We start from the raw sequence: 12,857 nt of genomic DNA on the forward strand, positions 1-12,857 counted from the left end.
ATTGGCCTTTGGCAATCAAAATATGGTTCGTCTTCGCCGCTTTGTTGCTTTGCATATTTTTGATGATGGCCTCGGTTCTCCCCTATCTGCTGAAAAGCTTTTTTACCGAGCAAACCTACGCGATGATTCGGGATTCCCAGCAGCAATTAAACTTTCTTACGGACATTTCTGGTGAAGGACATATAGAGTTCAGAGATGACGGCGGTGTGGGGTTAAAGAGGAACCTGCCAACGGATCAAGCGGCGCCGAATGACGATCCCGCAGACGGACGACTCGAAAAAGTCCAGCCGACCGGATACATGGGCGGGCCCGCGATCGGCCATTTATTATTGGTGGAAGGGAAAGCGTATTTTCTGAACAGTGACAGGAGCTTGCCCGATTCATTAACCAGGCGGCTCGAGCAGGAGGCCTCCGGGCAATTAACAGCGCTTGAGACTAACGCAGTCAAAGTGGATGGCAACACCCTTTTTTACGCCATCTCCAAAACCTCGAATGGCGGCTCAAGCGTACTGATCTCCTATGCATGGTCGGAGTATCGCAATGAGATGACCGGAGCGATGTTCCGCAATTTGCTGCTGCTTCTGATCGCATTTATGATACTCAGCTCGATTCCTTGCATCTGGCTCGCTCGGTATTTATCCGGCCCGCTCGCCCGGATGAAGCGCCAAGTGAAACGAATGTCGGAGGGCAACTGGCATGAACCGTTCGAGTCGGGACGAAGAGACGAGATCGGCAAGCTGTCCCTCGCCTTCGACGAAATGCGCCAGCGGCTGCTTCGCCAGGATGAGACACAGCAAGCGCTGCTGCAAAACATTTCTCATGAGTTAAAAACGCCTGTCATGATTATTCGCAACTATGCGCAGTCCATTGTTGACGGCATTTATCCGAGAGGAACGATGGAGGGAAGCGTGGACACCATCCTGCAGGAGTCCGACCGGATCATGGAGCGGATTTACGAACTGATATCGCTTAGCAGGCTACAGTACGTTTCTTCGCGCGAGGTTCCCCACCAATGGTTTAACATCGCTGATGTGGTCCAAGGCACGGTGGAGCGGCTGCGCTTCCGCCGACCGGCGCTTCATTGGATTGTTGAACCGCCTTCTTGGCGAATCCACGGCAATGTCGAGCAATGGCGAGTCGTGTTTGAAAATTTGCTGGACAATCAAATCCGCTATGCCCATAGACAAATTTCCATCACGGCTTCCGTGGACGAGTCCCGCACCCGAATCATTGAAATTCGCAATGACGGACCACTACTCGAAGCCGCAATGCTGAAAGACTTGTTTGAACCGTACCGCACGGGGACGGGCGGCCAGTTCGGGCTTGGTCTTGCCATCGTCAGGCAAATCTTGACCAGCTGCGGGGCGCAGATCGAGGTGAGCAATGAACAATCGGGCGTCAGCTTTCGGCTGAAGCTTGCCAAGGAGGACAGAGAATGAAGAACGAAGCGACCTCAAACGTCTTCAGCAGCCGTTTCTCGCGGTTTATTCGATCGGAAGCAATGGGCGCATTCTGGCTGCTTGCTCCAAGCTTAGTGGGGTTTTCCATCTTCTACCTCATTCCGTTCGGACAGAGCATTCTGGGCTCATTCGAAGACCGATTGGGGGGCGGCCTCACCTTGTCGAACTACCAGGAACTGCTGCTTAGTTCTTCGTTCCAGAAAGCAGCGTCCAACACCTTCTTGTTCACCGCGATCAGCGTGCCGATTCTCGTCGCTATATCGCTATTGCTCGCACTGTTTTTGAATCAGCGTGTGTTCCTTCGGAATTGGCTGCGCACAGCTTATGTGCTGCCGTTGGTCGTGCCGGTTGCTTCAATCGTGCTGGTCTGGCAGATCCTGTTCGATTGGAACGGGGCTATCAATGCGGTTATTCAGCACTTCGGCCTTGACCGCCGAGATTGGATGAAGTCGGAATGGGCCGGTTTTGTAATCATCCTGGTTTATATATGGAAAAACATCGGTTACAACATCATTCTGTTTCTGGCCGGCTTGCAGAACATTCCGGGGCAATATTATGAGATAGCCGATCTGGAAGGGGCCGGGCCTGTGCGTAAGCTGTTTGGCATTACGTTCATCTACTTGACGCCGACGACGTTTCTGGTCGTACTGATGTCCGTGTTGAATTCGTTCAAGGTGTTCCGCGAGACGTACCTGGTTGCCGGCGCTTACCCGCACGATCGCATTTATATGATGCAGCATTACATGAACAACATGTTTTTGTCCCTGGATATTCAGAAAGTGTCCGCGGCGGCAGTATTGATGGCGCTTTGCATCATGGCGCTCGTGTTCATTCTGTTCCGCACGGAACGGATGTTCCGCTCATTCATGGAGTAGGAGCAAGAGGGAGGTGAATGATGTGATAAAGGGATGGGGCGCGCCGTTGCTGCGCTCGCTGCTGTTAATTCCCATCGCGGGTCTGCTGCTGCTGCCCGTCGTCCTGCCCGTCGTCAATTCTTTGATGACGAAGCGGGAAATCAGTGCCAACTACGGCATGTTGGGCAAAACCGATACGAGCTCGTTCGTCAATTTGAAATGGATTCCCGACTGGGTGTCCTTCCAGCAGTATAAAGAAGTGCTGATCTCGTCGCCGCAATTTCTGCACCTGTTCTGGAATTCAGTATATATGGTGGTGCCCATCATCGTCGGACAAACGATTGTGGCAACGCTCGCCGCATTCGCGTTCGGAAAGCTGCGTTTTCGGGGCAGAGAAGCTTTGTTTTTTATCTATCTGATGACGATGCTGATGCCGTTCCAGGTGACGCTTGTGCCCAACTATTTGATGGCCGATCGTCTAGGCCTTCTGAATCATCCCAGCTCCATCATACTCCCCGGCGTGTTCGGAGCATTCGGCGTGTTTCTGCTCAGGCAATTCATGCTCCACATCCATTCGTCTTTTATCGAAGCGGCCAAGATGGATGGAGCGGGAATCATGCGTATACTCGTATCGATCGCGCTGCCGATGGTGAAGCCGGGCATCGCCGCGCTCGTCGTGCTCCTGTTCGTCGACTATTGGAATATGGTCGAGCAGCCGCTCATTTTTCTTCAGGATGCCGCCATGCAGCCGCTCTCGGTCTTTCTCTCCCGCATACAAGAAGATCTGCTCGGCGTATCGTTTGCCGTTTCGGTTGTTTATATGATGCCGATGGTGCTTCTGTTCTTAAGCGCCGAACGGTATTTTATTGAAGGAATCCAGCTTTCCGGCGTAAAAGGCTGAGCGAAAGGAGAATGGCAACATGGTACAGCGAAAACAACAGATTGCCGGCATTGCACTGGCTGCACTGCTTCTCGTACTGGCTGGATTTACGTTGTTCAGCCAAACGCTTCAAACCGCCTTGCTGCCCAAAGTGACGACCGAGAAGCCTATAAAAAAAACGTTGGCCCTTCACATCGAAGGCAGCGGTGAGATCACGCCGCGCAAGCAAACGGAATTAAACAGCGACAGCGGCTGGAAGGTGGAAAAGGTGCATGTTCGCAAGGAACAACAAGTCAAGAAGGGGCAGATTCTCATAACGTTCGACGTAACAGAAGCGCAGCAGCAGCTTCTCGATGCGGAGGACGAATTGAAGAAAAGAAACCTGAACCGGGAACTGCTTAAAGAACAATTCATGGCTGCTCAGCGCTCGGGGGACGAGGAAGAGGTCCGCAAGGCCACACGCGACCTTGAACTGGATCGGATAGATACGGACATCGCGATGCGGAAAATAGAAACACTGCGCAAAGATATAGAACAAAAGCGCACGTTGACTTCGCCTGCGGACGGCAATGTGGCGGACCTTCAAGCCGAGGAAGGAATGAACATCCCACAGGGGCAGCGGGTGTTGACGCTGGTGGAGACCGGAAAGGGATTCCAATTCACTTTTACGATTGAAAAAGAAAGCGCCGATTTGATTCGTAAAGGCGAGAAAGTGTCTGTTGACGTGAACGAGGATAAGCCCCGGCAGATCGAAGGAACCGTCGAAGAAATCAAGGACGCGGTCTCGGGCGGCGGCAACAAGCCGGGCGTTGAAAGCGATAATCCGGACAGCGTCCCCAAGACGCAAAAAACAATCATCGTCTACGTGACAGGAAACAACCTTAAAGGAGGTGAGTACGCCAGCGTCAGTTGGAATAAGCCGTTTAAGGAGCAGGGTCTTGTCATCAACAAAAAATGGCTCAAAAAAGACGGAAGCGGAAGTTATGTATTTGTTGTTCGCGAAAATCGAAGCTCCCTCGGCAACACATACACGGTCCAGAAGGCTTATGTGAATACGGGGAAAGGGAACGGCGAGGAGATCGTCGTGCTTGGTGGCCTTTACCCGGAAGAAGACATTGTGACAGATTCAAGCGAACCGTTGCAGGAAGGCAATCGCGTTCGATTAAATTGAGAGGATGATTCATTTGAGAAAATCGGTTTGGTTAGTCATGCTGTCCATCGTACTGCTGTTATCCGCGTGTGCGAAAAGCGGCGGCGTGTCTCCCGCAAGCAGTTCCAAAGGCGCTCCCATAGGCGCTTCCCAGGGCGTTCCCACAAACGATTCCCAAAGTTTGACGGTGGACGGCAAGAAAACCGTCGTTGTATCTGTCCTGAGGAAAAATCGTTTCATGGAATCCGCTGTGAGGTCATTCGAGGAAAAGCATAAGGACATTCAAATCGAAATAAAAGAATACAAAGCGTCGACAGGAACGGAAAGCGACGGCACCGGGGAGATGCTCTCGGAAGCAGACGTTGAAAAATACGTACAATCGGTAACGACACAAGCTATTTCCGGCAAAGGCGCTGACCTTATTCTCATGAACAACTTGCCGCAAGACAAGTTCGTCGACAAAAAACTGCTGGTCGACTTGAACGACCTGATCGCCAAAGACAGCTCGTTCGATCAAAACGCGGTATACGCCAATATTTTGAAGGCCTCCCAAGACGGGGACGGGCTGTATGTCATGCCGCTCTCCATTTCGCTCGAAACGGTTCAAGGAAATACCTCGTTGCTAAAACAGGCGAATATTTCAGTCGACAAAAATAAACCTTGGAGCTGGAGTGAATTCAAGGACGTCGCCAACAAACTGCAGCAGCAGGGGGGCTACGAAGGATATTACAATATGGCAATGTCACCGCTTCTCTACGATTATATCGAGGAGAATTACGAGGAGCTGGTCGGACAGGGCAAGCCGAACTTTGACTCGGAGATGTTCCTCAGCATGATGAAGGAAGTCAAGTCGATCTATGACGAAGGCTTGCTCAGCGAAGGCTTTACGTCAGACCCTAATAAAGCGATATTTAAAATGGTCGGCATAATGAACCCTATGGTGGCACTGACGATGTCCTCGGACTTTGATTATTACCAGAAGCCGAGCGCAGGCGGAAAGAAGGTAGGCGTACCGTTCAAGACCATGGACAGCTTTGGAATTAACAGCAAATCCGACGTTCAAGCCGAAGCATGGGAATTCATCAAGTTTTTGCTCTCCGATGAGACGCAAGCTTCGCCAGATCTTTTTGGATTGCCGGTCAACAAAGTCGCCCTCGATAAGAAATTGAATGAAGTTCTGCAAGTTATCGAGAGCGGAACCATTGAATTGCCGATCCCGAAAGAACAGCTGCCGAGCAGCGAAACGTTGAAAAGCCGGATTGCGGAAGTACAGAAGCTGGTCGCGGAAGCGGGCGCTCTCAGATCCGGCGATATGAAAGTGTTAACGATCGCTCTGGAGGAGTTCGAAAGCTTTAAGAGCGGGCAGAAATCGGCAGAAGAAGTCAGCAAGCTGATCCAGAATCGGGTAACAACGTATTTGAATGAGTAACGAAAAAGAGCAGCGGGATATGTCGAACGCCGAACTGCTGCACATGCTGTACACCCGTTATTTCAAACTGGTTTACTTTACGGCCTACTCGGTTACCAAGGATCGGGAGCTGGCGCAGGATGCGGTTCAGGAGACGTTCTTGAAGGCTTACTGCCGCATCGACTCGTTGAAGCAGCAGGGCCAGATACACGCATGGCTCAAGGCGGTCTCCCGAAATGTGGCGATTGACATGTATCGCAAGCAATGCCGGGAAATGTACAGCTATCGGTCGTTGCAGGACGCCTGCTTGGGAGAAACCAGCGTGGAAGGGGCAATCGTCGATCAGGACTTCCTTAGTGGATTACTCTCTTCGTTGAAGCCTATCAACCGGCAGGTGCTACTGCTCGTCTACAAGTATGGCTTCACCTATGAACAACTTGCCGATTGTCAGAAAACGTCGATCAGCGCTGTGAAGTCGAGAATCCATCGCATTAAACGGAAGTTGCGTGGCATGGCTTTGCATATGGAAACTATTGTGGAAATGCCTGCACATTTGTTGGAGGCAAAATGAGCAATTGACGAGGATTGGAAAGGCTGCCGGACTCGCAGAGAAAAGCGGTCCGGCAGTGGCGCGTATATGCTTCAATGTCAAAAAAAAGGGGTTGTGAATGATGTCTAAAAGATTTCGCGCGGCTGTCGCCGGGATGCTGTTGTTGCTTTTGTTTATTCAAAATACTGCCATTACAATGGCCGCGGAGGCGGAAATCTCACGGCTGATCTTGAATAAAAATGAAGCGACGCTTGAGGTTGGGGCCTCCGTCTCTCTGACTGCAACAGCGGTATATGTTACGGGAAGCACAAGCGATGTGACGATCAAGACAGACTGGAGCAGCAGCAATTCGGAGATCGCTGCGGTGTATGCGGGCACCATAACGGCCAAAAAAGAAGGGACGGCGGTCATTACCGCTACCTATCAGGGAAAGACCGTCATCGTAAACGTATCGGTGAGCAAAAAGGTCAAGGCATTGACGATGGATGTTAATGACTTCGATCTGCGTGTAGGGAAGGAACAACAAATTGAGTTGACCGCTATTTACGAGGATGGATCCAGCGAGAATGTAACGAAGAAGGCTGCGTGGTCTGTCGATAATTATAGTGTAGCAACTGTCGTGAATGGTTTGGTGACAGGCAAGAAGTCCGGAACAGCCCAAGTCTCTGCCAAGTACGGCAACCAAAGCCTGTCAGTGAAAGCTTCGGTCGAGCTGGCCAGACGAATTGATATGGAATATGAGGAACTCAACTTATTAGTTAACGAAAATAAGCAAATGGTTCTGACCGCTACCTATCCCGATGGTTCCATGCAAAATGTATCCGATAAGGCAGAATGGGGGAGCGACAATGAGAAGGTAGCGGACGCAATAAAGGGCGTTATTAAAGCATACAGCGCCGGAACGGCGACGATTACAGCTACATACGGAACGAAAACCGCTTCCCTTAAAGTGCAGGTCGAAGCTTCCCGCAAGCTGGAAGTCAACAAGCAAGAATTGTTCCTGCGTGTCGGAAAATCCGAGCAGCTTGAGTTGACATTGACTTATATGGATGGGAAAACTGCAAATATTACAAATAAGGCACAATGGAAATCCTCCGACGAGTCGGTCGCTTATGTGGTAAATGGCGAAGTGTTCGGGCAAAAGTCCGGAACTGCAGAGATTACGGCCGCTTATGGAGACAAAAAAGTGACCGTTCATGTGGATGTAGAGGTGCCTAAGCGTCTGGATTTCGATTCGGCTTCCTTAGACTTGGAATTGAATAAATCCTACGATTTAAAGCTTTACGCCACTTTTGCGGATGGGACGCAAGAGTTGATAACGGATAAAGCACAATGGTCGTCCGATGATGCGTCGATTGCCGATGTCATCAAAGGCAAGGTGACGGGCTACAAATCGGGCACAGCCAACATTAAAGCAGCCTACGGCGGCAAAGAGGCGACAGCGACTGTCAGAGTGGATATTCCCAAACAGATCGTTCTGAGCAAAACAAGGGTGGACATGCAAATCGGAGAATCGGTGGCCTTGGAGGCCAATGCCCACTACATCGATAACCGTATAACGGATGTCTCCGCGCTCGCCCAATGGAGCTCCTCTAATCCGGATGTTGTCGAGGTCCACAAAGGAACCATAACCGGCTTGAAGAGCGGCACATCGACGATTACCGTGACATACGGCACGCGCACAGGGACGATGGTGGTGTCCGTTGGCGTCATTGAGAAGCTGACGCCAAGCCAGAAGACATTGTCGCTCCGCAAAAACGATTCGTCCACGGTCACCCTGACCGCTACCTACAAGGACGGGCTTGTAAAGGACGTTACGACGGATACGGAATGGAGTTCGTCCGAATCGAACGTTGCGTCGGTCTACAAAGGTCAAATTACGGCGAACAGTCCGGGCACAACTGCCATCAAGGCTTCCTTCGGCGGCGAATCGGTGACCGTATCTGTTGATGTGGATGTCGCCAGCAAGCTGACGGCCGACACCTACGCACTCATGCTGGAAGTGAACGAGAGCAAGCAGGTTAAACTCACTTCGACGGACGCTCTCGGCAATAAAAGCGATGTAACGGATACAGCGGAGTGGTCTTCTTCCTCGAAAACGATTGTCGATGTTAACGGAGGTTTCATTCAGGCGCTTTCTGCTGGCAAGACAAGCGTAACCGCAAAATATGGCGGAAAAACGGTAACCATTACGGTTGAAGTCGGTGCTGTCCAGAAGCTGGAGGCGGATGCAGGGATTTTGGCGATGCAATCCGGCAAGACCCATGCTGTACAATTGACCGCGACGCTGCCGGATGGCCGAACGAAGGACGTCACTTCTCAGGCCGAATGGACGAGCGGCAGCTTGAAGATCGCTTCCGTATCGCAAGGCAAAATAACGGCCATCGCTGCCGGAAAAACGAAAGTAACCGCCAAGTATCAGGGGAAAACGGTCAGTATCAGTGTCGATGTCGATCAACTAAAGTATCTGGATGCCTATAGAAGCGGCAAACCTGTAACCCAGCTAACGTTAAAAAGCGATCAAACGATCCGACTGGAAGCCATCGCGACCTACATGGATAACTCGGAACGGACAATCACCACCGACGGGATCTGGAGTTCCTCCAAGATAACGGTTGCTCATGTTAAGCACGGCATAGTTACTGCGCAAGGTAAAGGAAACGCCATATTAACAGTTAAGTTTGGCAGCAAGTCAGCTAAGATTCGCGTGGTCGTAGAATAGGCGCCTGTTAGCATGATCAAAGGAAGAAACCGATGGAGCGAGGAACCTTAATAAGGGCTCTCGCTCCTTGGTGACAGAGGAACTCGAATCGTGTTGACAAGTGAAGTAAAGGCCCTTATATTAAGGATAGACTGAACGGTCGGTCTAAATACAAGGAGGTGATCGGATGACAAAGTATACGGACCACGGCGAACAAACAAAGCGCAACATTGCTTCCAAAGCCAAAAAATTGTTCGAACTAAAGGGTTATTCTGCGACGACCATGGACGAGATTCGGCTGTTATCGGGATCGAGCAAGGGCAGTATTTATCATCATTTTAAGAATAAGGAATCGCTGTTTTTGTACATCCTTGAGCTTTCCATGCTGGAGTGGACCGGGAAGTGGCAAGAGATAGAGAAGCCGCTTAGTACGGCGCGGGAGAAATTGTACCGGCTTGCCGAGCATTACGCCCAGGATTTCCGGAACCCGCTGCTGCGGGCTGCAGAAGAATTTTCAGGAAGCCAGAACGGGGATCGCGAGATACTAGACAAGCTGCAGACGTTGACAAGCATGCATTATCCGATCTTTGAAAGGCTGTTGGAGGAAGGAATAAGAAGCGGGGAGTTCCGGCCGATCCCGCTTGAAGATCTCACTTTAATTGTACACGGTCTCGTTGTAGGCTTAGGTATATCATCGTATGACACATATAAAGGCGAGCGGATTGTCGGCTTGTACCGGACTGCGATCGACCTCTTGCTGCAAGGAATAGCGATGCAATAAATTTTTTTATCCAACAATTAGACCGGACGGTCGGTTTTGTATCGTCCACAAGGAGAGATGTCATATGAAAGCCTTGATTTCCAACAAGGTATTCCGGATCGTAGCATTCGCTGATCTTCTGCAGCAGTCGGCCATCTGGATACGGAATATCTCGCTACTGTTCTACGTGATGGAGCAGACCAATGGCGATCCCGTCGCCGTATCCCTGCTGAATGTAATGGAGTATGCTCCGATATTCCTGTTTTCCTTCATCGGCGGTGCCTTCGCTGACCGGTGGAATCCGAAGCGGACGATGATCACCGGCGATCTGCTAAGCGCAATGTCGATAGGCGTCATTCTATTGTTTGTGCTTGTGGGCTCTTGGCAGGCCGTATTCGCCGCGACGGTCGTGTCGGCCATCGTAAGCCAGTTCTCACAGCCTTCCTCGGCCGTCATGTTCAAACGGCATGTGCCCGGGGAACTGCTGGCGCCGGCTATCAGTATTTCTCAAGGGATCATGTCCTTGTTCATTATAGTAGGGCCTGTCGTAGGAACGCTTATATATTCAACGCTTGGCCTAGTCTACTCGCTGGCTGCGATGATCGGATTGTTCCTTGCGGCGGTACTGGTCCAGCTCGCTCTTCCTCCATCGCCGCGCCCGCCTGAACGCAGGGCTGTGCCGATTCTTGAGGATGTGAAGGCGGGGTTCCGCTATATCCGCGGCAAACGTAATTTGATTGTTATCGCGATCACGTTCGCCTGTATCGGGCTTGGGTCCGGTTTGATCTAGCCGTTGGACATCTTTATCGTGACCGAACGTCTTCAACTCCACAAAGAAAGCGTCCAATGGTTCCATGCACTATCCGGCGCAGGCATGCTGGTTGGAGGCGCGGCTGCAGCGTTTCTCGGTCAAAAATTAAATCCGCGGGTTGTCATCTTCGTAGGCATCGCATTCCTGTCCTGCTCCATCATTGTCGAGGCTCTATCCGTCTGGGTGTACCTGACAGCTGCGATGCGCTTCTCGGTCGGCGTCATGACGGCGTTCATGCAAATCGTGCTCGGCGCTATTATGATGAAACTGGTTGAGGAAGCCTATATCGGGCGCGTGAACGGTGCGATTACGCCGCTGCTCATGGCTGGGACGCTGGCCGGGACCGCTATGGCGGGCCCGCTCATGAAGGCCTTTACGCTTGTCCCCGTTTATGGCATGTCCGCTGCGATTATTCTGATTGCCGCTTTTGCAAGCCTCTCGTTGAAATTGGGAGGGAACGCAGCCAACACGGAACGATCCGCAGTGCATCTGGATTGATCTGCGCTACTCAAGCAGGAGCTGTCATTCATTCGTTGCGATTGACGATTGGATGGCAATTCCCTGCGGGAGAGCCCGTTGATGAGGAAGCCAATAATGAATTTCTCATCATGGAGCCGAATGATACGAAGAAAGGCATTCGAGTACGGCACGGTATGACGTTGGTCGAACTTGTTGCCCTTTTTACTTTCAGCAACAAGTTTTCGAGTGAAAACGGGGGTGAAATTAATGCTCAAAGACGAAATGCCTCTCTATATTAGAATAAAAATCCAGATCCGCAATGCCATTATTAGAGGAGAATATCCACTGGGATCTAGACTGCCGTCTGTACGAGAGCTATCAGCCGAATTCGGTTGCAGCTTGATCACGACGAAAAGGGTATATCGAGACTTATCACGTGAAGGATATATTCTGGCCTCCCAGGGAATGGGAACTTTTGTTCACGCAGACGAACAGAAAATCGCGAAAGATAAGGAGCGCCTCGTAACTGAAGCTATTGTGCAGGCCGTTGAATTCGGAAACAGACTTAACTACTCAGCCGATCAATTGCAAGTCATTTTTCTTAATGCCTTATCGCGTTTGCCGTGAAAGGGGTTTTTAAAATTCATTATGAAGCTTGAGCGGATGTAGTTTCTAACTGTTTGTTCAACTTTTCTAGAGCGAATTTACTGAGATTATAGGCAAGCATACTTAATTGAAAATCAACGGTAGCACGTACGCCGCGATGCCTTGTCCGTCCTAAACCGAAGTATTCCTTCAGATAGACAAAGACACGCTCGACAGCTGTTCGTTTCAGCAAAACGTTCGCTGCCTCTAGCTGGATACGTGTGTCTGCGCACGTCGGTTTCAAGTCGAATCTTAAATACCTTTTGGCAGCCTTCTTCGGCAAACGAACAGTGCTTGCACTCGCCGGGCCGTGTATACCGAAGCGTTTCGTACTTGGAATCAAAGCTGTCGTACCGGTAAGCGTGACCTTCTTTGCAGCCGGGACGGAAGTCGCTGTTCCTTGCCCAGCATGCTGAGCGCGTCTACGGTGTCGAAATCGTCAAAGAAGCGATCGAAGACGCTCGCGCCAACGCTGAATTGAACGGCATGAAACATGTGACGTTTGAGGTGGGACTTCCGAAGACGTCATCCCGCGCAGGGCATCGAAGCCGACGTCATCGTCGTCGATCCGCCCTGCAAAGGCTGTGACCCGCGCCTGCTGGAGACGATCCTGGAGATGAAGCCGGAACGGGTGGTATATGTGTCGTGTAATCCTTCGACATTGGCGAGGGATTTGCGGATCTTGGAGGATGGTGGGTACCGGACAGTAGAGGTGCAGCCAGTGGATATGTTCCCGCATACTTCACATATAGAAAACGTTGCGTTGATTGTGCGTAAATAATACAGAGTGAAGAACTCCTGTATATCAAGAGTTTTTAATATGTAACAGGTATTGAATTTTTAATAGAAAGATACTTAATTTCTGTAATGATGTGAAATTGATGTGAAACTCAATTTTACTTATGCAATATATGGTTACAATTCGACACGCAAAAAGACACTCAGCATAATTAACCGAGTGTCTTTTTGTTATGCTTATCCCTGCGTGTGGAAAACAGAGAAGCCAGTTTATCAGCAGCTGCCTGGTCAGCGGATCGCAGTGCATGGCCGTATATGTTCATAGTTGTCGTAATATTTCCATGTCCCAAACGTTCAGAAATAATCTTAGCATGTACACCTTGATTAATCAGCAGCGCTTGCTCTCTTTTACTCTATGGGCGTAGTATTCCCTGATCCCCT

The 12,857-nt window shown here is 50.6% G+C and carries 12 protein-coding genes and 2 pseudogenes; 12 read left to right on the top strand and 2 right to left on the bottom strand.

Features of this window, described 5'->3' with window-relative positions; all coding sequences use genetic code 11:
* The first annotated feature begins 8 nt into the window (after positions 1-8).
* From KQJ23_RS13540 to KQJ23_RS13585, 11 genes are all read left to right on the top strand, one after another.
* On the top strand, positions 9-1,439 hold the full coding sequence (locus KQJ23_RS13540; protein ID WP_216479423.1) for a HAMP domain-containing sensor histidine kinase: 1,431 nt from the start codon (positions 9-11) through the stop codon (positions 1,437-1,439).
* Complete coding sequence (locus tag KQJ23_RS13545; protein ID WP_216479424.1) at positions 1,436-2,335, top strand: carbohydrate ABC transporter permease; 900 nt, start codon at positions 1,436-1,438, stop codon at positions 2,333-2,335. The genes KQJ23_RS13540 and KQJ23_RS13545 overlap by 4 nt, the downstream gene beginning before the upstream one ends.
* Positions 2,336-2,357: 22 nt before the next feature.
* Positions 2,358-3,215, top strand: a complete 858-nt coding sequence (locus tag KQJ23_RS13550) for a carbohydrate ABC transporter permease (RefSeq protein WP_216479425.1) — start codon at positions 2,358-2,360, stop codon at positions 3,213-3,215.
* Positions 3,216-3,234: 19 nt separating this feature from the next.
* The gene (locus tag KQJ23_RS13555; RefSeq protein WP_216479426.1) at positions 3,235-4,365 is read left to right on the top strand and encodes an efflux RND transporter periplasmic adaptor subunit; all 1,131 of its coding nucleotides are present in this window, start codon (positions 3,235-3,237) and stop codon (positions 4,363-4,365) included.
* Positions 4,366-4,369: 4 nt separating this feature from the next.
* Positions 4,370-5,773, top strand: coding sequence for an ABC transporter substrate-binding protein (locus tag KQJ23_RS13560; RefSeq protein ID WP_216479427.1), 1,404 nt, complete (start codon positions 4,370-4,372; stop codon positions 5,771-5,773).
* The gene (locus tag KQJ23_RS13565; RefSeq protein WP_216479428.1) at positions 5,766-6,323 is read left to right on the top strand and encodes an RNA polymerase sigma factor; all 558 of its coding nucleotides are present in this window, start codon (positions 5,766-5,768) and stop codon (positions 6,321-6,323) included. Before KQJ23_RS13560 ends, KQJ23_RS13565 begins: the two co-directional genes overlap by 8 nt.
* A 100-nt stretch (positions 6,324-6,423) precedes the next feature.
* Positions 6,424-9,024, top strand: coding sequence for an Ig-like domain-containing protein (locus tag KQJ23_RS13570; RefSeq protein WP_216479429.1), 2,601 nt, complete (start codon positions 6,424-6,426; stop codon positions 9,022-9,024).
* Between the two features lie 166 nt (positions 9,025-9,190).
* Positions 9,191-9,784, top strand: coding sequence for a TetR/AcrR family transcriptional regulator (locus KQJ23_RS13575; protein WP_216479430.1), 594 nt, complete (start codon positions 9,191-9,193; stop codon positions 9,782-9,784).
* A gap of 64 nt (positions 9,785-9,848) precedes the next feature.
* The gene (locus KQJ23_RS23760) at positions 9,849-10,553 is read left to right on the top strand and encodes an MFS transporter (protein WP_249529755.1); all 705 of its coding nucleotides are present in this window, start codon (positions 9,849-9,851) and stop codon (positions 10,551-10,553) included.
* 3 nt (positions 10,554-10,556) lie between these two features.
* Positions 10,557-11,072, top strand: a complete 516-nt coding sequence (locus KQJ23_RS23765) for an MFS transporter (protein WP_249529756.1) — start codon at positions 10,557-10,559, stop codon at positions 11,070-11,072.
* Between the two features lie 228 nt (positions 11,073-11,300).
* Positions 11,301-11,660 (top strand): GntR family transcriptional regulator, encoded by a 360-nt coding sequence (locus tag KQJ23_RS13585; RefSeq protein ID WP_216479431.1) that lies wholly within the window; start codon positions 11,301-11,303, stop codon positions 11,658-11,660.
* A gap of 19 nt (positions 11,661-11,679) precedes the next feature.
* Here the strand turns inward: KQJ23_RS13585 and KQJ23_RS13590 are convergent, their stop codons facing one another.
* On the bottom strand, positions 11,680-11,922 hold the full coding sequence (locus tag KQJ23_RS13590) for a transposase (protein ID WP_216479432.1): 243 nt from the start codon (positions 11,920-11,922) through the stop codon (positions 11,680-11,682).
* 137 nt (positions 11,923-12,059) lie between these two features.
* Between KQJ23_RS13590 and KQJ23_RS13595 the strand changes: the two are divergent.
* Positions 12,060-12,459, top strand: a pseudogene (locus KQJ23_RS13595) (class I SAM-dependent RNA methyltransferase); the annotation flags it as partial.
* A 169-nt stretch (positions 12,460-12,628) separates the two neighbouring features.
* On the opposite strand, the pseudogene KQJ23_RS24230 reads toward KQJ23_RS13595, so the two are convergent.
* Positions 12,629-12,811 (bottom strand): annotated as a pseudogene (locus KQJ23_RS24230) (site-specific integrase); the annotation flags it as partial.
* Between the last annotated feature and the right edge of the window lie 46 nt (positions 12,812-12,857).

The organism is Paenibacillus brevis (genome assembly GCF_018919145.1).
Taxonomy (GTDB): domain Bacteria; phylum Bacillota; class Bacilli; order Paenibacillales; family Paenibacillaceae; genus Fontibacillus; species Fontibacillus brevis.